Origin of the sequence: Helicobacter vulpis, assembly GCF_003660395.1 — a bacterium.
GTDB lineage: Bacteria > Campylobacterota > Campylobacteria > Campylobacterales > Helicobacteraceae > Helicobacter > Helicobacter vulpis.
In genome coordinates this window covers 52,826-73,490 of the sequence record NZ_QXQT01000007.1, presented here as the reverse complement: position 1 = coordinate 73,490, position 20,665 = coordinate 52,826, and the positions used below count along the sequence as shown (strand labels likewise).

Below are 20,665 nucleotides of genomic sequence, written 5' to 3'. Positions count from 1 at the left end.
CTAGTCCTTTATTTTCTACCATAGTCAAGGTTATTAGGTTTGGCTATAGATGGTTTTGGTATATCTTGTTTTGAACTATAGTCAAGACCAGAGTGAGAAACCACAAGACTCTCTACTGACTGGTAAAAGCTATCTATAGATTGCACGAGATTAAGCATGGTGGCAATGTCGCTAAGCTCGCCCGCATCGTATTCACTGCCCGCGTTCTTATCCAAGCGCACCAACGCCCCCACTAATTTATTGCGCACATTCAAGCGGATTTTCTCGCGTAATTGACTGCTGTAATGGCAATCTTTGCTCTCGCTGATTGCCTCCTCGCGCGCCACAGCCTCGCCGGCGTTTTTTAGGTGTAATTTTTGGGCTTGCACCCGAATGGCGTGGATTTTGGCGTGCATGGTTTTGGTGATGGGCGTGGTGGCGTGTAAAGCCTTTCTTAGCAAGTCGGGGGTTAGGCTCTGCTTTTCAATAAACGCCCCTTGCACCGCTAATTTGACGAGGTTTTCTAAATCCGCCCCACTAAAGCCCTCGCACTCTTTAGCAAGGCTTGCTAAGTCTAGGTGCTCTGGGTTTTGCTGGCGTTTTTGCAAATGGATTTTTAAAATCTGTTCTCTCTCTTTTGCGCCGGGCAAATCCACAAAAAAGAGCTCATCAAACCGCCCTTTGCGTAAAAACTCAGGGGGAAAGCGGGTGATGTCATTGGCTGTGGCTACGATGAAAACCATGCTGGTTTTCTCCTCCATCCATGTGAGAAAATGCCCAAATAGCCGCCTACTCACTTCATGCGCGCCCTCGTTTGCCCCCATCCCGCTAAAGGCTTTTTCAATCTCATCGATCCACAGCACACAGGGGCTGATCGCCTCGGCTAATTGCAAAGCCGCGCGCATATTCTCCTCACTCTGCCCGACAAATTTCCCAAACAAACGCCCCACATCTAGGCGCACTAAGGGCAGTTTAAACAGCCCCGCGCACGCCTTCGCGCTTAAAGACTTGCCACACCCGGGCACCCCCACGACCAAAACCCCCTTTGGCATGTCCACGCCCTTTTGGCTGGCTAAGTCTAAATTGGCGATGATGTGCGCCTGCGCTTGTAGCCAGTTTTTCAGTTTTTCTAGCCCGCCGGTGTAGTCTAAGTCCTCGCCCTCTTTGGGGCGCACCATTTCTAAAAGATTGGTCTTTTTCATGCGCTGTTCTTTTTCTTGGATCACAAAGTCGCGGCTGTTGACTTAAAAGTCTAACTAACACCCTAAGTTAGGATCAGGTAAGATAGTGTGTCAAGGAGTAGTTATGATTTTACATGGCTCTATTTTAGATGTTTTAGCCCAAATAGAAGATTCTAGCTTTGATCTCATCATCACCTCCCCGCCTTACAATGTAGGCAAGGACTATGAAAAAATCAAAAGTCTAAATGACTATCTGAGCGACTTTAAACTCATTTTAAACGCACTTAAAAGAGTGCTCAAACAAAATGGGAGCATTGCATGGCAAGTAGGCAATTTTGTTAAAGATAAAGAAGTTTATCCTTTGGATATTTATTTTTACCCCATGTTTAAGGACTTGGGCTTTAAGCTTAGAAACCGCATCATCTGGAAATTTGGGCATGGCCTGCATTCTAAGCTTAGATTTAGCGGGCGTTATGAAACCATACTCTGGTTTAGCAAGAGTGACACTTATATTTTTAACTTGGATAGCGTGCGCGTGCCGGCCAAATACCCGGGTAAACGCCATTTTAAGGGCGCAAAAAGGGGGCAACTCTCAGGCAATCCAAAAGGTAAAAATCCGGCGGATGTGTGGGAGATTGTGTTTAGAGATTGGGAATGCCAAGTTTGGGATATTGTGAATGTTAAGAGCAATCATGTAGAAAAGACCATACATCCATGTCAGTTCCCCCTAGAACTAGTGGATCGTCTTATTTTAGCCCTGAGTCATCCAGGGGATCGCATTTTAGACCCTTTTGGCGGGGTGGGCACAACCCTCATTAGCGCGCTTAAAAATGGACGCAAGGGCGTATGTGTTGAAAAAGAAGAGCAGTATTGCGTGATCGCAAGAGAGAGACTATTAGACTTTTTTAAGGGCACTCTTAAATGGCGTGAAATGAGTCAAGAAATTTACAGCCCCAAAAACGACAGCGTGGCGCGTGTGCCAGAAGAGTGGCGTGGCTTAGGAGGCGTGTATTGAACATTGCATATGTGCATTCCCACTTAAATGGGCTAGAATTCTTGCAAGTACATCATCCTCATTTGTGGCAAGAAATTATCCATGTGATCACTAGCATCAATGCTCATGCATGTCAAAGTAAAATCTCCTTAGAAAAAGGCAGAGCGGGCGATCGTTTATTTTCTCCCGTAGAACTCAATAAAGCGTTTCAAATTTCTTTAAATTCTTTGGGTTGGCTGGAAAAAAGACAAAGCTATTACTTAACACCCGATCAGTCCTTAGCTTTTGAAACCATGTATTTAAGTCCTGAGCTACAAAAACATACTATAGAAGCACAAGGGCAGACCGCCTATTATTCCTACAATCAAACTGACTTCTTAAAAGAGCGTATCGCCATAGAGGTGCAGTTTGGCAAATACGCCTTTGTGGCTTACGATCTCTTTGTAAAACACATGGCCTTTTATGTGGCTAACGCCATTGATGTGGGCATTGAGATCATGCCCGCTAAGGCGATGTGCGCGTGCATGTCTAGCGGGATCGCCTATTATGAAAGTGAGGTTTATAATCTCTATAGACAAGGGCGCAACACTCCAGCCGTGCCTTTGATTTTGATCGGGATTGGGCCTTAAAAGTCGGTATCCAACGTCATCTTCTAACTTGTTTAGGTTCTTATACCCTCTAACTCTCTTGCAAACCCGCGCGACCTAAGCTAGCGGTGCAACATTCCGCTTTTGTAATACTCCAAGTTATAGAACCTTTTGGCTTTAGGCAATCTGTGGGGTGTTTTAGGGCATGAAACTAGCCCTTTAACCCCTCTATGCGCTCTTACTTTCAAATGTTTGGCCCATGACCCCTTTAAGTAATTTTTGGTTATACTCCGCACTTCAACAACAAGGATTTTTCAAATGCAAGAGATTAGAAACATCGCCGTTATTGCGCATGTTGACCATGGAAAAACCACTTTGGTAGATGGCCTGCTCACCCAATCTGGTACTTTTAGCGATCGCGATAAATTAGATGAGCGCATGATGGATAGCAATGTTTAGAGAGAGAACGCGGGATCACCATTCTCTCTAAAAACACGGCTATCCACTACAAGGGGGTTAAGATCAATATCATTGACACTCCCGGACACGCCGACTTTGGGGGCGAAGTGGAGCGGGTGTTAAAAATGGTTGATGGGGTATTATTGCTGGTGGACGCACAGGAGGGCGTGATGCCCCAAACAAAATTTGTTGTCAAAAAAGCGTTGAGTTTTGGATTATGCCCCATCGTGGTGGTCAATAAGATTGACAAACCGGCCGCGCAGCCAGATAGGGTGGTGGATGAAGTGTTCGATCTCTTCGTGGCAATGGGAGCTAGCGATGCGCAATTAGACTTCCCTGTTGTCTATGCCGCCGCGCGCGAAGGCTATGCCATTAGGGACTTGCATGAGGAAAAGAAAAACCTAGAACCCCTGTTTGAAACCATTTTATCCCATGTACACGCGCCCAGTGGCACTCTAGAAGACCCCCTACAAATGCAGGTTTTCACTTTGGATTATGATAATTATGTGGGCAAAATCGGCATTGTACGCGTGTTTAACGGGCGGGTGCGCAAGGGGGAGAGTGTGTTATTAGTCAAAAGCGATGGTTCTAAGGAGAGTGGCAAGATCACCAAGCTGATTGGCTTTTTGGGCTTGGCGCGCATGGAAATTGAAGAGGCGCGCGTAGGAGATATTGTCGCGGTGGCGGGCTTCAATGCGCTAGATGTGGGCGATAGTGTGGTGGACCCCAATAACCCCCAGCCCCTAGACCCCATGCACCTAGAAGAACCCACCATGAGCGTGTATTTTAGTATCAATGATTCTCCCTTAGCCGGCACGGAGGGCAAGCATGTTACAGCCAACAAGCTCAAAGATCGCCTTCTTAAAGAAATGCAAACCAATATCGCGATGCAATGCGAAGAGATGGGAGAGGGCAAATTTAAAGTCAGTGGGCGTGGGGAATTGCAAATCACCATTTTAGCCGAGAATCTGCGCCGTGAAGGCTTTGAGTTTAGCATTTCGCGCCCTGAAGTGATTGTCAAAGTAGAAAATGGGGTGCGTTTAGAACCCTTTGAGCATTTGGTGATTGACGCGCCTCAAGATTTTGGGGGCGTGGTCATCGAACGATTGGGCAAGCGCAAGGCGGAGATGAAAGCGATGAATCCCATTGGGGATGGTTATACCCGCTTGGAGTTTGAAATCCCTGCGCGTGGGCTCATTGGGTATCGGGGCGAATTTTTGAGCGACACCAAGGGCGAAGGGGTGATGAATCATTCTTTCTTAGAGTTTCGCCCCTTTAGCGGGAGTGTAGAGGCGCGTAAAAACGGCGCATTAGTGAGCATGGAGAATGGGCAAGCGAGCGCGTTTTCTCTCTTCAATATCCAAGAGAGGGGCGCGCTCTTCATTACCCCCCAAACAAAAGTCTATGTGGGCATGGTGATTGGAGAGCACAGCCGGGATAATGACTTAGAGGTCAATCCTATCAAAACCAAGCACTTGACCAATATGCGCGCCAGCGGTTCAGACGACGCTATCAAACTCACCCCTCCCAAGAACATGGTTTTAGAGCGCGCTTTGGAGTGGATTGAAGAAGATGAAATTTTAGAGGTTACGCCTTTGAGTTTACGAATCCGTAAAAAGGTATTAGACCCGACTGCGCGCCGCCGTGCTAAAAAATAAACACCCATTAGGAACACACATGAAAATCAAGATGGTTACCAAGCGCGATGGCAGAATAGAACCTTTGGACACGCGCAAAATCCATAAATACATCCAAAGCGCCACCCAAGGCTTAGAAGGGATCGATCGCGCGCAATTGGAATTAGAGGCACATCTTTTTACCGATAAGATGAAGACACAAGACATTGTGCAAACTTTAATCCACAAGGCTTTAGACAAGATCGACACCCATGCGCCCAATTGGAGCTTTGTCGCCGCGCGCTTGTTTCTCTACGACCTTTACCACCGCGTCAATGGGCATATGCAATACCCAAGCTTGCAAAGCTATCTAGAAAAAGGCGAGCAGGCCGGGCGCATTGTGTCCGGTTTTAAAGAGAAATTTGATCTCAATTTGTTGGATAGCGCGGTTGTGCCCGCGCGCGATCTGCAATTTAACTACTTGGGCATCAAAACACTCTACGATCGTTACTTGCTCAAGGACCAACAGGGGCATCCCATTGAATTGCCCCAACATATGTTCATGGCGATTGCGATGTTCTTAGCCCAAAATGAGAGCGAACCCAACGCGCGCGCCCTAGAGTTTTATGAGTGCTTGAGTAAGTTTGAAATGATGTGCGCCACGCCCACGCTGGCTAACGCACGCACCCCCAACCACCAACTGAGCTCTTGTTATGTGGGCTCTACTCCGGACAATATTGAGGGCATTTTTGAGAGTTATAAGGACATGGCTTTGTTGTCCAAATATGGAGGGGGGATCGGCTGGGATTTTAGCCAAGTGCGCTGTTTAGGAAGCTATATTGATGGGCATAAGAGTGCGAGCGCGGGGGTGATCCCCTTTTTAAAGATTGTCAACGATGTCGCGATCGCCGTCGATCAGCTGGGCACGCGCAAGGGGGCGATCGCGGTTTATTTAGAGATTTGGCATAAGGATGTGCTAGAGTTTATCGATCTGCGTAAAAATAGCGGGGATGAGCGTAGACGCGCTCATGATCTCTTCCCCGCACTTTGGATTTGCGACCTCTTCATGGAGCGCCTTGAACAAGATGGCATGTGGACGCTGTTTGACCCCTATGTGTGCGCGGACCTTACACAATGCTATGGCAAAGATTTTACCCAAAAATACCTAGCTTACGAGGCAGACCCGCAGATCCCCCAAGAGCAAATCAAAGCCAAAGAGCTTTGGCGCAAGATTTTAACCAATTACTTTGAGAGCGGATTGCCTTTCTTGGGCTTTAAAGACAATGCCAACCGCGCTAATCCTAATGCCCATGCGGGGATCATCCGCTCGTCTAATTTATGCACTGAAATTTATCAAAATACCGCTAGCAGTCATTACCGCGTAGAAGTGCGCTTTGAAGATCAAAGCGTGGCGTTTTTTGAAGAGGAGGATCGAGTCTGCACCGATGAGGGCATTACCAAGAAGGCTAACAAACTCTGTAGCAACGATTCATTGGGGGGCAAGAAGATTTTCATGACCTGCAAGAGCGCGCTAGGGGGGGATGTGGCGGTGTGCAATTTGGCAAGCATTAATTTGAGCAAGGTGCATAGCGATAGCGACATCGCGCGCGTGGTGCCCATTGCGATGCGCATGCTGGATAATATTATCGATCTGAACTTCTACCCCATTGCTAAGGCTAAGTACACCAATCTTAAGGGGCGCGCGGTAGGCTTGGGAGTGATGGGAGAGGCACAGATGTTAGCCTGTGCGCACATGGCATGGGGGAGTGCAGAACATGTAGAAAAGATCAACCATGTCATGGAGAAGATCAGCTATGAAGCCATCAACGCTAGTTGTACTTTAGCCCAAGAACGCGGGGCTTATAGTCTGTTTGAAGGCTCAGCGTGGAGTTATGGAGTGTTCCCTATGGATCATGCCCGTGGGGATTTCCCCAAGCCCAGTTGTGATTGGGAGAGTTTAAAAGCGCGTGTCAAGCAACATGGCTTGCGCAATGGCTATTTGATGGCGATCGCGCCCACGAGCTCGATCTCTATTTTGGTGGGCACCACCCAGACCATCGAGCCCATCTATCAAAAGAAGTGGGTAGAGGAGAATTTGAGCGGATTTATCCCCGTGGTTGTGCCCGATTTGAATTTGGACACTTGGAAGTATTACACTTCGGCCTATGACATCGACCCTAAAAAGATTGTGGAGTTAGCGGCTGTGCGCCAACGCTGGATCGATCAAGGGCAGAGCTTGAATCTCTTTTTGCGCCCTGAAAACGCGCATGGGAAACTCTTGCATGAAATTTATCACTTGGCATGGAAATTAGGACTCAAATCCACTTATTATTTGCGCACCCAAAGCCCTAGTTTAGAGGATAAATGTGTGCTAGATCGCTCTTTAGAGTGCCAGCATTGCCAATAGTCTTAGACAAAATGGGCGCGCATGCTCTCATGCATCCACTCCCCTACCCATGCCAAAACCCCTAGCCAAAAAAAGGCGCGTCTTGCGCTCTCTGGATGCACAATCACCGGCGCACAGAGCATAAAGACCACCAAGCTCGCGCATAAAACAAGCAAATTGGCATATTCGTAAAACCCCAAATACTCCTTGTGTTTGGCAACTAGACTCATAAGCCCTATAAATCCTAAAATAAAAAGCGCAAAGTCTAACCCCACACATTGGGGATATAAATAGGTCTGAAACCCACAGGCAAAAAGCCAAATAATGTAGGTATTGAGCGAGGGGGCAAATTTCAATAAAAGGGGTATGCGCGCGTAGTGTGTCCATAGCCCCCATAGAGTGCCAAATAGCAATCCATAAGCCCCCCAAAGAAAAAAGCCCGGCGAATCCAAGAAAGCCAAATACATAAACCCTACACAACTGCCTAACGCGACAAGTTTAGGGGCTAGGACATTGTGTCTAGAGGCGCGCACAAAGTAAAAGAGTGAACCCAATGTGCCCACAACATGAAAATAATGTACCAATCTAGAGTAAAAACGCGTGTTCAAGAGCGCAAATAGTTGGGCAAAATTATGACTAAAATGCGAAAATAATAAACCTAGCGCGTTGCACACAACCAGCACAAAGAACACAGAAGCTACAAAGACCTTATAGGGATTGGTTTTTTTAGAAAACATTAAAAATTCTTGCTTACGAAACTATCAATCCCGTTGGCAATCCCCTTTGCCAAACTCTGTTGGTAAGCCTTGTTTTGGATGCGCTTGGATTCGCTGGGGTTGGAGTTGTAGCCGATCTCAATGAGCACGGAGGGCATGAGCGCGCCTGCGAGCACCCAAAAAGGTCCTTCTCTCACCCCCCCATCCACGACATGTTTATAGTGATGGCGCAACTGGCTTAAAATGCCAAATTGGATATCGATGGCAAGCTTATTAGAGGTGATGAGTCGTTGGGAGTTGAGCGAATTTAAAAAAGAGAGCTTGGAGAAATAGTCCATTACCTTGACATCGTCTTGGTTTTCTTGTTCGGCGACTTTGCGCGCGCGCTCGCTTCTAGCTGTAGAGAGAAAGTAGGTCTCTACTCCTTGGGGGTTTGTCGGGGAGTTCTTGGGGATGGAGTTAGCATGGATGGAGATAAAGAGATCGGCGTTTTTGGCGTTGGCAAACTCAGTGCGATCTTTGAGGTTAATGTAGGTGTCGTTCTTGCGCGTCATGAATACGGTGTAGTGGCGTTTTTGCAATTCCTCTTCTAAGAACTGCGCCACTGCCAACACGATCCACTTTTCACAAGTTCCATTCACGCCTCTAGCCCCGCAGTCATGCCCGCCATGCCCAGCGTCTACAACCACTTTAAAGCGTTTTAAAGCGGGCTGGGTCGGGCTAGGCGCAGAGGAGGCGGTTGTGATGATGATGTAGAGATGATTACCCGTGTGCCTAATTTTATAACTCCCCTCTGGATACAGTACCACCACTTTAGTCAAACCCGTCTTGCTATGTGCAATGCTAATAGAAGTTTGGTTGTCAAAACGGTAATGTTTAGGGGAAAATTTGAAATGCGCCTTAATATCTAGCACACTCTCAAACTTGCCTATATGGGTTTTTTTGATGTGGTGCTTGCCAAGGGGTTGATCAAAGCTAATGCGCACACTGCTGGTGCCAAAGGGCACCACTTGGGTGATACTCAAGGCATGGGCATAGATCCCGATGAGCAAACAGAATATAAAACGCACCCATTCAACCCCTGATGAGTTCTTGCACGAGTTCGTGCACGCTTAAAATGCGCTCAATGCGATACCCATTTGCTCCCGTGAAATAAAGCCCTTCTTCGCGATTGCCCAAATAGCTACGCCCCAGCCCATCGGCGATACAATAGCCCACTTTTTTGGCCTCTTCACCACGATTGCAGGGCGCGACACAATTACTCACACAGGCGATCTTGGGGGCATTGCCCTCTTGGATGCGCTTGAGCACCCCGGTGTTGATCGCACGTGCGGGGTAACCCACGGGGGATTTGATGAGTAAAATATCTTCCTTGCTCAAGGAGGGCAAAATTTGGGCATACACTTTCGCATCGCATTCTTTTGTGCCTAGAAACCTAGTTGCCATCTGCACCCCACTAGCCCCTAAAGAGAGCATGGTGTCTATATCCTTGCGATCCCAAATGCCCCCGGCCGCGATGATGGGGATATGCCCCCATTCTTTAGAGGCTTCTACAATGCCCGGGACTAAATTTTCTAATTGAAACTCCTCTTTGAAGCAATCTTCGTATTTAAAGCCCTGATGCCCCCCGCTCAAAGGCCCCTCTACAATGATCGCATCGGGTACGCGTTTGTAGCGCGCGCTCCAGCGCTTACAGATGATGTGTAAAGCCTTGATTGAAGAGATAATGGGCACCAGCGCGACATTGGGGAAGTCCTTAGTAAATTCGGGCATATTGGTGGGCAAACCGGCCCCGGTGATGATCACGTTAGCCCCCGCCTCGCAGGCATCACGCACTACCCGCCCGTATTCATTGATAGCGTGTAAGATATTCGCGCCCAAGGGGTTAGCCCCGCAAATCTTGCGCGCGTTTTTAAAGATCTCCTGTAGGGCTTGTTTGGAGTAGAAATTCAACGCCTCAAAGGGCTTTTTGGCGACAATCTTTTCTACAAAACGCATATTCTTATAGTAACCCGTGCCCACTGCTGAGATCACGCCTAAAATGCCCTCTTTAGCCGCACTGCCGGCCAATTCGTCCCAACTGATCCCCACCCCCATGCCCCCTTGAAAAATGGGGTATTTGAGGGTGTGTTTGCCGATTTTAAGGGGTTTGAGTGTGGAAATCATGCACTATCCTTTTAGTGGATATGGACCAAGGCGAATTTTCTTTTCCCCACTTGTACAATATAAGACCCTTTGCTGAATTGATAGCGATCGTCCTTGAGCACTTCGTGATTGAGGCGCACCCCGCCCCCGGCAATGTCCCTACGCGCCTGTGAGCTAGAAGGGCAAAGCTGACACTCTTTGAGCACGCTAGCAATCCATGCTCCACTTTCAAAATGCCATTCAGGCATTTGGCTTGGGGCTTGTTTTTGGCTAAAGATTTTATCAAACTCGATCTTAGCACTTTGGGCTTGTTGTTCAGAGTGCCAACGCGTAGTGATCTCTAGGGCTAATTCTTCTTTCACAGCCTTAGGGTGTGCTTTGCTAGTGCGTACCGCCTCTTGCAACTGGGCAATCTGATCAGGGGTCTTAGTACTCAAGAGTTCGTAATAGCGCCACATCAAAGTATCGCTAATGCTTAGAAGTTTAGCATACATGCTAGCGGGCTCTTCGGTGATGGCGATGTAATTGCCCAAACTCTTGCTCATCTTTTGCACCCCATCTAACCCCTCTAATAAGGGCATGGTGAGCACGCTTTGCTCTTTATCCAGCCCATAGGCGCGTTGTAAAAACCGCCCCACCATCAGATTAAACTTTTGATCATTGCCCCCTAATTCTAAATCGCATGCTAGGGCGACTGAATCATAACCCTGTAAAAGCGGATAGAGAAATTCTACAAGGCTAATGGATTGGTTATTTTGGTAGCGTTTTTCAAAATCATCGCGCTCTAGCATGCGCGCGACTGAAAATTTAGAGGCGAGGGTTAGCATCCCCGCACTCCCCAAAGCATTTAGCCATGTGGAGTTAAAACACACCTCTGTAAGAGTGGGATCAAGCACCTTGAACACCTGCTTGGCGTAAGTCTTGGCGTTTTCTTGCACTTCCTCTTCGCTCAAGGGTTTTCGCGTTTCGCTCTTCCCACTGGGATCGCCAATGCGTGCGGTAAAATCCCCAATCAAAAATTTAACAAACCCCCCATGCTTTTGCAAGGTGGCCAGTTTTTCTAAGAGCACAGCATGCCCTAAGTGTAGATCCGGGGCGGTGGGGTCAAAACCGGCCTTGATGATAAAGCGTTCCTGTGTGTGGTAAAAACGCTCCACTAGGTGTTGTAAGGTGTCTAAACCAATGCACTCTCCCATGCCCTTGGTGATTTGAATCATCGCGTGTTGCATTTGTGCCTGCATCCTCGTCCTTTAGGCCTGTTGGTAAGCGTCTTTAGCGCTCAAGAAACTCACAAGTCTCTCTTGATATCTCTGGGAGAGAATTTCCTTAAGCACGCTAGCTTCCCTAGCGTTGTACTCAATGGAAACCTCACAATGCGAGGAGAAATTATCCCCATGCGACAAATAATTCACACCCATGATTGTACAATCATTCTTAGCTAAAAAGTCTAACAGGCGCACCAACGCGCTTTTCTTATCCTCAAGATAGAATATCCCTTTATAAATTTCTCTTTTGCGTTTGCTCCATTGCACAAAGACCATTGGCAGGCCTAGATCGATCTCTGTGCCCACCTCTTTACACAGTTTGTGGTGTACAATGATCTTGTGATCCTTGTAAGTGGGCATGATGGCTACGATCTCATCGCCGTATTTGGGGTGGCAACAATCATCAAACAACACTTGTTTGACATGTACATAGGGATTTGTGTAGATGATAAAGTTTTCCAAATAACTCTTTTTTAAGCCAATATGAGGATTGATGAGGTTGAGCATTTTGTTTGTCAAACGAAACTGCAAGAGATTCTTCATCAAAAATCCAAATTCGTTGTATTGTACCTTTTTCTTTTGGTATTTAGGAGTTTCCCTAACTTTCTCTTGAATCTCTTCTACCAATTTTTTCAAGCTTCCGATGTTCTTGCTGGCTTCACTCAGCGAACTTTCCACTCCATATTGCGCGAGTTTCTTTTCAAACAAGGCGTAATCCTTGGGCTCGATGTCTTGAGCAAAAATAGGGCCTTCAAAAATACAAGAGAGAATATTGATCATGCTCTTAGCGTCGATCTCTTTGATCTGATTCTTGCGTTGGAGCTTGAGGTGGTTTTTAGCGCGTGATGTCTTGAGTTGGTCGATCCAAATGTAACGCGGGATGGAGTGCTCACCTTTGATAATTTTAACCACATCGCCACTTCTGAGTTCCTGATTAAGAGTGGCTTTTTTATTGTTCACAAAGGCTTTTTTAGCCCGATCGCCCAAATCGCTATGGATCATGTAGGCAAAGTCCAACACAATCGCCCCTGCGGGCAAGGTGTAGGTATCTCCATTAGGGGAAAAGACCGTGATGTCCTCGCGATAGAGATCATTTTGTACCAGCGCGTAAAACTCTTTAGGGTTGGACTTGGAGTCATGCCCTTGGTATTTAAAGTTGTGCAGCCATTTGAGCGCGTCTGGTTCAGCCCCCCCCGCCTTGTATTTCCAATGCGCCGAATTGCCATACTCCGCCCCCATATGCATTTCAAAAGTGCGCACTTGGATTTCATAAATAGAGGATTGATCGAAAATCGTAGTGTGAATAGTTTGATAGCCATTCTCCTTAGGTAAAGCGACATAGTCTTTAAAGCGTGAAATAATGGGTTTGAAGCGCAAATGCACAATGCCCAAAATCCTATAACAATCTAGGGGGTTCTTAACCAAGACGCGCACGGCCATTAAGTCTAAAATCTCATCCTTGCTCACCGCGCCCTTGCGTTGCATTTTCAAGTAAATAGAATAGGGGCGTTTGATACGTGTGCTGATGGTAAAATCTCCCTCTGCAAACCCTGCTTCAAAAAATAGTTTCTCTAATTTGGCCGCAAAGCCATTGAGTTTGAGCGAGAGAGACTGTTGGTTTTCATCTAGATAGGAACGAATCTCTTGGTACTCTTGCGGGTAAATGTAATAAAAGCTCTTGTCTTCTAACTCGTTTTTAATGGAGGCCATGCCCAAACGGCTCGCAATGGGCGCATACACCGCTAGCGTCTCTTTAGAAATGCGGATTTGCTTATCTCGAGGCAGGGCTTCTAGGGTTAGAATGTTGTGCAAGCGATCGCTGATCTTCACCACTAAAGCACGCGGGTCATTAATGGCGCTCACTAAAATCTTCCTAAAGGTCAGGGCTGAGGCCAATAGTCTAGAATCTTGGGCTTCTTTAGGAAATTCCTCTTTTCTAATCTCCGTGATCTTGGTGAGCGCGTCGACCAAATTAGCCACATCGTTCCCAAATTCGCGCGCCACATACTCCACACTGCAAGGGGTGTCTTCCACGACATCGTGCAACAGAGCCGCACACACCATCGCTTCATCGCCATCGCAAAACCCCACAATGGCGGCCACACAAATGGGATGGGTGATGTAGGGACCTCCCCCTTTGCGGGTCTGTCCTTCGTGAAAATGATAGGCGGCGTCTAAGGCTTGCGTGATCTTAGGGGTGATTCGGGTAACATTTTCTAAAATGCGCGTGGCCTCGCTTGGACTACAAACCTCCTTGATCGCACTTAGAATCTCCAGCAAATCCCCATAGACTTTTTTCTTAGTATCTTGTGTCAATGCACTCAAGACTGATTTTCCCTTGCGCGATTTCTAGGATCGCGATATCGGTAAGTTTGTGGTGTTTGGCATCTAGCGCTACCAAAGGTTTTGCCCCAGCACCCAGCTGCTTTACACGTGTGAAGATCAAGTTGGAAAGTACGTAGCGATCGTTATCCACCTTCACCAAGGCTTGGGCAACAATTTCTTCTGTTCTCAATTATGTCCTTTTTAGAATTTCTCCCTATTTTACCACAGAAAACACACCTTGATTGTGTTTAACCACCTGTAAGAGATTGTCTTTTTTAAACATATTGCACACCACAATGGGGAGTTTGTTATCCTTGGCTAGCGAAATAGCCGTATCGTCCATCACTTCAATATTGCCAATGAGCGCGTCATTATAACTCATGGTGTCAATCTTTTTAGCATCTTCAAACTTGTTAGGGTCTTTGTCGTAAATCCCATCGACCTTCGTCGCTTTGACAATCACATCGGCCCCAATTTCAATGGCGCGCAAGGTGGCGGCTGTGTCTGTGGTGAAAAAGGGGTTGCCCGTGCCCGCCCCAAAGATCACCACGCGCCCTTTTTCTAAATGGCGGATCGCCTTTCTGTAGATGTAAGTTTCACAAATTTCTTTAATCTCAATGGCGCTTTGTACGCGCACTTCTAAGCCTAAATGTTCTAGTGCCTCTTGCATAGCTACCGCGTTGATCACGGTGGCTAACATGCCCATGTAATCCCCGCTGGTGCGCCGAATAACCCCTCCCTTAGCCGCGCTCACCCCGCGGATAATATTGCCTCCGCCAATGACAATCCCCACCTCTATGCCATGTTCAGCAAGCATTTTGATCTCTTTAGCGATATAGCTTAGAATTTGGATGTCAATCCCAAAATGGCTTTCCCCGGCTAAGGCCTCCCCAGAAAATTTCACCAACACGCGCCTATTCTTATGCCCTTTATGTTGCATGTACTCCCTTACATCATTAAAGGGCGCATTTTATAGTAAAAAGGCTTAAAAGTCGTGTCAAGGTAAAAATGTTTCTGTACACCACATAGAGAATTGGTTAAAGGGATTGCTTAAGGCGTTGTTGGGTTTATGAGATTAGAGTTACATTATCTCTACATAAAGGAAAGACATGCAAAGCACAATCGGGCAATATCTCTTAGACAAATTGAAAGACTATGGGGTAGAACACCTCTTTGGAGTCCCCGGAGATTACAATTTGTCCTTTTTAGACTTGGTAGAAGACGACCCCCATTTGCGTTGGGTAGGCAATTGTAACGAACTCAACGCGCTTACGCGGCTGACGGGTATGCGCGCTTAAAACCTATGGGGGCATTGCTGACGACCTTTGGGGTGGGGGAACTCAGCGCGATCAATGGCGTGGCAGGCTCTTATGCGGAGAGCGTGCCCGTGGTAAAAATTGTGGGCATGCCCTCTAGAAGTGTGGCTTATAAGCGCAAATTCGTGCACCACACTTTGGGCGATGGGGAGTTTTTGAAATTTTATAACATGTACAGGGAGGTGAGTGTCGCCCAAACAATCCTAGACAAGCAAAACGCCCCCTCAGAGATCGATCGGGTGCTAAGAGCGTGTTTTCTGCACAAAAAGCCCGTTTATATTGGCATTCCTGCCGATGTCGTGCATAGCCCCATTGAAATCGTTCTGTGTTCACCCATGCCCCCCAAAAGCGATCGTAAGATTTTACAAACCTTTGTGGACGCTGTAAAAGAATGTTTGCAAAAATCTAAATCCCAAGCCGTGGTGGCAGACTATGAGGTCAATCGTTACCACCTCAACCAAGAGCTCAAAAAATTTATCGAGATCACCCATTTACCCCTTGTCTCTTTATCTATGGGCAAAGGGGTTTTTGATGAAACCCACCCTAATTTTGTGGGAGTGTATAGCGGGATTTTGAGCGATTCTAAAGTCAGCGCGTTGATGAAACAGGTAGATTGCGCTTTGATGATTGGGGTCAAGCTCACCGATTCGTTGACCGCGGGCTTTAATTATGTCCGCAAGCAGGGCCACCAAACCATAGAGATTCACCCGCTCTATAGCCAAATTGGGGAGAGAATTTACAACGATATTTTAATGCAAGACGTATTAAATGCCCTAGCTGATTTAAAATTTACCTACCATTTTCCCAAAACCACCCCACCTAAAAAAAACCATCTCAGTGGCAAACTCACCCAAGATAAATTTTTCAAGGTGATCCAAGGGTATTTACGCCCCGATGATGTGCTGATCGCCGAACAGGGGACTTCTTTTTTTGGCGCGCTTTCTATTCCCTTGCCCAGTGGGGTGAGCTTCATAGGACAACCCCTTTGGGGCTCTATTGGCTACACTTTGGGGGCGTTGCTGGGCAGTGCGCTAGCCAATAGAGATCGGCGCAATATCCTTCTAATTGGCGATGGGTCTTTGCAATTAGTTGTCCAAGAGCTCTCTACCATTTTAAGAGAAAATATCACGCCCATTATTATCGTGATCAACAATGACGGCTACACCGTGGAGCGTTGTATTCATGGAGCCCAACGCCAATACAATGACATTAATATGTGGCATTACTCCAAATTGCCTAGTGTTTTTGATGTGCAATTAGCTAGGGAGTGCTTGAGTTTTCAAGTGTCTAGCGTGTCTGCGTTGCAAGAAGCTCTCGATATCTCTAGAACAGAAGACTCCAAACTGGCCTTAATTGAAGTGTTTATGGACAAACATGACGCGCCCGCTTTGTTAAAAAAACTAGGCGCGCTCTTTAGCGCGCAGAACAATGCGTGATCTAGGTGAGTTCTAGGACGATTTCCCTTAGAACGCGGGCGATGTGTTGGATCTGTGCTTTATTAATACAATAGGGAGGCATGCAATAAATCGTGTTGTGTAGGGGACGCAAGAGTACCCCTTTTTGCATGGCTTTAGCAAAGATAGCTAAACTTGGGCGTTGCTCACCCCCATACCCCACCAATTCAAAAGCAAAGACCATCCCCAGCGCGCGCAAATTAGCCACCCCCTTTAGCCCCCCTAAGCAATCCTGCAAACACATTTGCATGTACGCGCTTAACATGCGGTTGTGTTCTAGGATCTTCTCCTGCTCTAAAATATCTAAAGTGGCGTTGGCGCAAGCGCAGGCTAGAGCGTTGCCCGTGTAGCTGTGCGAATGGAGAAAATTTTTATGGTGCGTGTAGGGCGCGTAAAATTGATCGTAAATGCGATTAGAAGTGAGCACAACCGCTAGAGGCAGGTACCCCCCGCTAATGCCCTTAGAAAGACATAAAAAATCGGGTTTGACTCCGCATTGTTCAAAGGCAAAGAGAGTCCCCGTGCGCCCAAAGCCCACGGCAATTTCATCAAAGATCACATGCACCCCGCGCTCTTGGCACATTTGGCTAGCTTGGCGTACATACTCTGGGCTGTAAAAATGCATCCCCCCTGCACACTGGATTAGGGGTTCTAAAATAAAGGCACTGAGGCTATTTTGGTGCGTGTCTAGAATCTCTTCTAGCGCGCGCAGGGCTTGGGGGATGTCTGTATCGTCTTTGGGCACGGGGGTACTCAAATGCTCTAAAAATAAGGGTTTGTAGGTGTCCTTATAGAGTCCCACATGGCTAATGGAAAGCGCGCCCAAAGTTTCGCCATGGTAGCTATTGCTCAAGGACAAGAATTTGGGCTTGTGCGCGCCTTGAAGCAGGTGGCTATGATAACTCATTTTCAAGGCGACTTCTATGCATGACGAGCCATTGTCTGCATAAAAGCATTTCTCAAACCCGCTTAAAACACAAAGCCGTTCTGAGAGGCGGATAATTTGGGGGTGAGTGAAACCGGCCAGCAAAACATGTTCTAGGGTGTCTGCTTGGGCTTTGAGTTGTTGGGTGATATGAGGGTGGTTATGCCCCAAGAGATTCACCCACCAACTGCTAATCGCATCGATGTAGGCATGATTCTCAAAATCGTAAAGATAGACCCCTTGGGCGCGTTGGATGGGCACTAGGGGGAGTTGTTCGTGATCGTGCATTTGGCTACAGGGATGCCAAATATAGCGCATGTCTAAGTCGTGATAGGGGGTGTTTGCGTGCATTTAAAATCTCTGTAGATCGTCATTTTTGCCAAAAAACCAAATCTTAAAGCAAATTTTAGTCAGCTTTCACTAAAATAGCCCTTTAGCATAGAAATCTTAAGCGCGGGGCTTTCGTGATCACCTGGATGCAAAAGCATAAGAAATACCTAGTTGTTACCATTTGGATCAGCACCATCGCTTTCATTGCAGCCGGGATGATTGGCTGGGGGCAGTATAGCTTTTCATTAGGAGGGGGCAGTGTGGCTAAGGTGGGGCAGGTGCTCATCACCCAAGAAGAGTTAGAGATGGAGTACAAACGCCTTGTGGACGCTTATAGCCAGTCCATCCCCAATTTTAAAGACCTAGATGCCAAGCAAATTCAGGCGATGGGTTTAGAAAAAAGCGCGTTGCGCATGTTGATCAACCAAGCCTACTTGAAAAACCTTGCCCTAGATGTGGGCTTGGGGGTGAGCAACGCCGAAATCATCGCAGAAATCCAAAAGAGCAAGATGTTTCAAAAAGATGGGCACTTTGATGAGGCTTTGTACAAACAACTCTTGCAACAAAACCACTACCGCCCCAGCGCGTTTGAAGAGAATATCAAGAATGCCCTACTCTTGCAAAAGATCTCTGCGCTGTTTCCTAAAGCCACCACACCCTTAGAGAAAAATGCTTTTGCCTATCCCTTGCAACTACAGGATCGCGCCTTCATCAAAATCTTGCATGCCAAAGACGCACCCCTCAAAATTGAAGAAAGCGCGCTCAAAACTTACTATAACCAGCACAAGAGTGCTTACAAATTGCCGCCTAGCTACACCCTAGCCGTGCTGAAAATAGAACCTAGTAGCGACATGCCTAATCTAGAGACATTGCACAAACACTACAAGGCCCACAAAGGCAACTACATGGGTGCAGATGGCAAGCTAGAGGACTTTGAGCATGCCAAGTCAAAGGTTGCCCATGACTATTTGCAAGCCCAAGCCAAAGAGCGCGCTTTGGAGCAATATTTAGCTCTTAAAAAAGGCAAGCTCACCCCCAAAGAACAAACCTTTAGCGATCTTCCCTATAGCGAGGAGATTAACGCCCAAATTGCCAAAATGCGCCCCGGGGAGGTGCTCAAACCCCTAGCATACCAAGAGGGCTACTTGGTACTCAAACTGGTTAAAAAATCTAGCGACATGCTTAAGAGTTTTGCACAAGCGCGTGATGCCGTATTGGACGCGCTCACCAAGCAAGAACAGCGGGCATGGCTTCAAGCGCAGGCGCGCAAAGAGCTCAAGGATTTTAAGGGCGATGACATCGGCGCGATTTCGCCCGAATTTCAAGGCAGCATTCAAGAGTTAGACCCCAAGCAGGCTAAAGAACTCATCACCTACATTTTTAAACGCCCCAACGCTAGGGGGTTTCTTGTCTTAGAAGACAAAGCAGTCTTGTATCGAATCTACAAACAGGATTTCCAACACGCCCTGCAAAACAGGCCCTATTTAGAGGAGATGGCCAGTAATTTTAAAGCGCAGGATTTTGATCAGGCATTAGTGGGCATGCTCAAGAGCAAGTATCCGGTTGTGATCTATGCAAAGAATTTACAGGAGTAGGCTGTGAATCCGATCGTTCTGGGCGTGGATATTGGTTCCAGCAAGATTTGTGCCATCATCGCCGAGCTCAAAGAGGGGACACCCCAGATCATCGGGGCGAGCACGCAAAAATCTGAGGGAGTACGCAAGGGGAGCATTAGCAATATCTCCCAAGCGGGCGAGATTGTCAAAAAAGCCATTGAAGACGCTAAACGCATGGCCGGTTTGGATTTTGTAGAAAAGGCAATTGTTTCTATCTCAGGGGCCTATACCCAAAGCGTGAATAGTTCAGGAATTATCAATGTGCCCAATAATGAGATCACCCTCAAAGAGATCAACCGCGCTTTAGACACCGCTTTGCACAACGCCTCTATCCCGGCCGGCATGAAGTGATCCACATTCTGCCCTATCAATTCAAGTTAGACAATCAAGACAATATTGAAGACCCCATGGGGATGAGTGGCTCAAGGCTAGAGGTCTTTACCCACATTGTTACGGTGCAACATAGCAGCTTGGAGAATCTACGCCGTGTGATCCAAATTGCTGGGGTCAAGATTGAAAACATTGTCTTGGGGGCTTACGCGGCCTCTATTGCGGTATTGAGCGAAGATGAAAAAACCTTGGGCGTGGCTTGTATTGACATTGGGGGGAGTACTTGCAATATCATGGTCTATGAGGGCAATTCCATGCGCTTTAATGGCTATGTGCCGGTGGGATCTGAGCATATTAGAGACGATCTAGCCATTGGTTTGCACACGCCCCTAGGGGCAGCCGAATATGTCAAGCGCGAATACGGGAATTTGCTCGCTGAAGAGAGCGATCAAGAGATCGAAGTACCTGCTGTGGGTGTTGAAAACAAGAAAAACCGCTTCCCGCTCAAATTTGTACATGAAATCATCAGTACCCGCGTGTTGGAAGTTTTCAACTTGCTCAATAACGCGCTCATTAGCAGCAAGCTTAAGGATAGTTTAGGGCGGGGGGTGGTGCTCACCGGGGGGATGACCCACATGCAGGGCATAGCCCATGTAGCTGGGGCAATCTTTGGCAACATGCCCGTAAGGATCGCCAAACCTATAGAAATCAGCGGGTTGTTTGAGGAACTCAAGGACTCCACCTATGCGGTGGCGATCGGCTTGATTCTTTATGGCGCAGGGGGGCATACCAATTACGAAAAAGATTCTGAAAAGACCATTCGCTATAAAGAAAGTCGGCATAATGCCCAGCCTGCTTTCACTTATGCGCCCGAGCGCAACTATATTGAAACGGATTTGACCAATCTCAAGCACAGCAGTGAGCCCCTCAAAGAGGGCGAAAAAGAGCGGAAAAAGGATATAATATACCCCTATAACACGCCTAAGAAAGCGGGCTTTTTTGAGCAGATCAAAGAGTGGGGATCGAAGTTATTTTAAAGGA

16 protein-coding genes and 2 pseudogenes are annotated in these 20,665 nt (G+C 47.2%); 9 read left to right on the top strand and 9 right to left on the bottom strand.

Annotated elements, in window-relative coordinates; all coding sequences use genetic code 11:
* Window positions 1-8: 8 nt before the first annotated feature.
* Window positions 9-1,181, bottom strand: coding sequence for an AAA family ATPase (locus EAO38_RS03720; RefSeq protein ID WP_121021236.1), 1,173 nt, complete (start codon window positions 1,179-1,181; stop codon window positions 9-11).
* Between the two features lie 103 nt (window positions 1,182-1,284).
* Between EAO38_RS03720 and EAO38_RS03715 the strand changes: the two genes are divergently transcribed.
* The 4 genes and pseudogenes from EAO38_RS03715 to EAO38_RS03700 all read left to right on the top strand — a co-directional run bounded on the left by EAO38_RS03715 (window position 1,285) and on the right by EAO38_RS03700 (window position 7,223).
* Window positions 1,285-2,175: a DNA-methyltransferase gene (locus tag EAO38_RS03715; protein ID WP_121021234.1), complete on the top strand. Its 891-nt coding sequence runs from the start codon at window positions 1,285-1,287 to the stop codon at window positions 2,173-2,175.
* Window positions 2,172-2,783, top strand: coding sequence for a BglII/BstYI family type II restriction endonuclease (locus tag EAO38_RS03710; protein WP_121021232.1), 612 nt, complete (start codon window positions 2,172-2,174; stop codon window positions 2,781-2,783). The genes EAO38_RS03715 and EAO38_RS03710 overlap by 4 nt, the downstream gene beginning before the upstream one ends.
* A 276-nt stretch (window positions 2,784-3,059) precedes the next feature.
* Window positions 3,060-4,858, top strand: a pseudogene (typA, locus tag EAO38_RS03705) (translational GTPase TypA).
* A gap of 25 nt (window positions 4,859-4,883) precedes the next feature.
* Window positions 4,884-7,223 (top strand): ribonucleoside-diphosphate reductase subunit alpha, encoded by a 2,340-nt coding sequence (locus EAO38_RS03700; RefSeq protein ID WP_205588340.1) that lies wholly within the window; start codon window positions 4,884-4,886, stop codon window positions 7,221-7,223.
* A gap of 2 nt (window positions 7,224-7,225) precedes the next feature.
* Here EAO38_RS03700 and EAO38_RS03695 read toward each other — a convergent pair whose 3' ends face one another.
* The 7 genes from EAO38_RS03695 to pyrH are packed head-to-tail and all read right to left on the bottom strand — an operon-like array spanning window position 7,226 to window position 14,593.
* Window positions 7,226-7,939 carry a hypothetical protein gene (locus tag EAO38_RS03695; protein ID WP_121021228.1) on the bottom strand — a complete coding sequence of 238 codons (714 nt, stop codon included), beginning with the start codon at window positions 7,937-7,939 and terminating at the stop codon, window positions 7,226-7,228.
* Window positions 7,939-8,988, bottom strand: a complete 1,050-nt coding sequence (locus EAO38_RS03690; RefSeq protein ID WP_121021226.1) for an N-acetylmuramoyl-L-alanine amidase family protein — start codon at window positions 8,986-8,988, stop codon at window positions 7,939-7,941. The genes EAO38_RS03695 and EAO38_RS03690 overlap by 1 nt, the downstream gene beginning before the upstream one ends.
* 4 nt (window positions 8,989-8,992) lie before the next feature.
* Window positions 8,993-10,084, bottom strand: a complete 1,092-nt coding sequence (locus EAO38_RS03685; protein ID WP_121021224.1) for a nitronate monooxygenase — start codon at window positions 10,082-10,084, stop codon at window positions 8,993-8,995.
* 11 nt (window positions 10,085-10,095) lie between these two features.
* A complete protein-coding gene (tyrS, locus tag EAO38_RS03680) occupies window positions 10,096-11,304 on the bottom strand; it encodes a tyrosine--tRNA ligase (protein ID WP_121021222.1) in 1,209 nt (402 codons plus the stop codon).
* Between the two features lie 9 nt (window positions 11,305-11,313).
* On the bottom strand, window positions 11,314-13,653 hold the full coding sequence (locus EAO38_RS03675) for a RelA/SpoT family protein (protein WP_121021220.1): 2,340 nt from the start codon (window positions 13,651-13,653) through the stop codon (window positions 11,314-11,316).
* The gene (locus EAO38_RS03670) at window positions 13,628-13,843 is read right to left on the bottom strand and encodes a DNA-directed RNA polymerase subunit omega (RefSeq protein WP_121021217.1); all 216 of its coding nucleotides are present in this window, start codon (window positions 13,841-13,843) and stop codon (window positions 13,628-13,630) included. The genes EAO38_RS03675 and EAO38_RS03670 overlap by 26 nt, the downstream gene beginning before the upstream one ends.
* 24 nt (window positions 13,844-13,867) lie before the next feature.
* A complete protein-coding gene (gene pyrH, locus EAO38_RS03665; protein ID WP_121021215.1) occupies window positions 13,868-14,593 on the bottom strand; it encodes a UMP kinase in 726 nt (241 codons plus the stop codon).
* A 169-nt stretch (window positions 14,594-14,762) separates the two neighbouring features.
* Here pyrH and EAO38_RS09145 point away from each other — a divergent pair.
* Together EAO38_RS09145 and EAO38_RS03660 are read left to right on the top strand one after the other, a co-directional pair.
* A pseudogene (locus EAO38_RS09145) lies at window positions 14,763-15,022 on the top strand (thiamine pyrophosphate-binding protein); the annotation flags it as partial.
* 36 nt (window positions 15,023-15,058) lie between these two features.
* Window positions 15,059-16,405 carry an alpha-keto acid decarboxylase family protein gene (locus EAO38_RS03660; RefSeq protein WP_407927414.1) on the top strand — a complete coding sequence of 449 codons (1,347 nt, stop codon included), beginning with the start codon at window positions 15,059-15,061 and terminating at the stop codon, window positions 16,403-16,405.
* Window position 16,406: 1 nt separating this feature from the next.
* Here the strand turns inward: EAO38_RS03660 and EAO38_RS03655 are convergent, their stop codons facing one another.
* Window positions 16,407-17,699 carry an adenosylmethionine--8-amino-7-oxononanoate transaminase gene (locus EAO38_RS03655; protein WP_121021213.1) on the bottom strand — a complete coding sequence of 431 codons (1,293 nt, stop codon included), beginning with the start codon at window positions 17,697-17,699 and terminating at the stop codon, window positions 16,407-16,409.
* A gap of 113 nt (window positions 17,700-17,812) precedes the next feature.
* On the opposite strand from EAO38_RS03655, the gene EAO38_RS03650 reads away from it, so the two are divergent.
* From EAO38_RS03650 to ftsA, 3 genes are read left to right on the top strand one after another with little or no spacing between them, the layout of a single operon-like run.
* On the top strand, window positions 17,813-19,273 hold the full coding sequence (locus EAO38_RS03650; RefSeq protein WP_121021211.1) for a peptidylprolyl isomerase: 1,461 nt from the start codon (window positions 17,813-17,815) through the stop codon (window positions 19,271-19,273).
* A gap of 3 nt (window positions 19,274-19,276) precedes the next feature.
* The gene (locus tag EAO38_RS09140; RefSeq protein ID WP_235852500.1) at window positions 19,277-19,645 is read left to right on the top strand and encodes a cell division protein FtsA; all 369 of its coding nucleotides are present in this window, start codon (window positions 19,277-19,279) and stop codon (window positions 19,643-19,645) included.
* Window positions 19,642-20,661: a cell division protein FtsA gene (ftsA, locus tag EAO38_RS03645; RefSeq protein WP_235852499.1), complete on the top strand. Its 1,020-nt coding sequence runs from the start codon at window positions 19,642-19,644 to the stop codon at window positions 20,659-20,661. The genes EAO38_RS09140 and ftsA overlap by 4 nt, the downstream gene beginning before the upstream one ends.
* Window positions 20,662-20,665 lie beyond the last annotated feature (4 nt).

What these genes read in the sequence shown, in the direction of transcription:
- EAO38_RS03655 (WP_121021213.1), bottom strand. Translation starts at nt 17,699, where the DNA reads ATGCACGCAAACACCCCCTATCACGACTTAGACATGCGCTATATTTGG.
- EAO38_RS03660 (WP_407927414.1), top strand. Translation starts at nt 15,059, where the DNA reads ATGCCCTCTAGAAGTGTGGCTTATAAGCGCAAATTCGTGCACCACACT.
- EAO38_RS03685 (WP_121021224.1), bottom strand. Translation starts at nt 10,084, where the DNA reads ATGATTTCCACACTCAAACCCCTTAAAATCGGCAAACACACCCTCAAA.
- EAO38_RS03715 (WP_121021234.1), top strand. Translation starts at nt 1,285, where the DNA reads ATGATTTTACATGGCTCTATTTTAGATGTTTTAGCCCAAATAGAAGAT.
- pyrH (WP_121021215.1), bottom strand. Translation starts at nt 14,593, where the DNA reads ATGCAACATAAAGGGCATAAGAATAGGCGCGTGTTGGTGAAATTTTCT.
- EAO38_RS03720 (WP_121021236.1), bottom strand. Translation starts at nt 1,181, where the DNA reads ATGAAAAAGACCAATCTTTTAGAAATGGTGCGCCCCAAAGAGGGCGAG.
- tyrS (WP_121021222.1), bottom strand. Translation starts at nt 11,304, where the DNA reads ATGCAGGCACAAATGCAACACGCGATGATTCAAATCACCAAGGGCATG.
- EAO38_RS03695 (WP_121021228.1), bottom strand. Translation starts at nt 7,939, where the DNA reads ATGTTTTCTAAAAAAACCAATCCCTATAAGGTCTTTGTAGCTTCTGTG.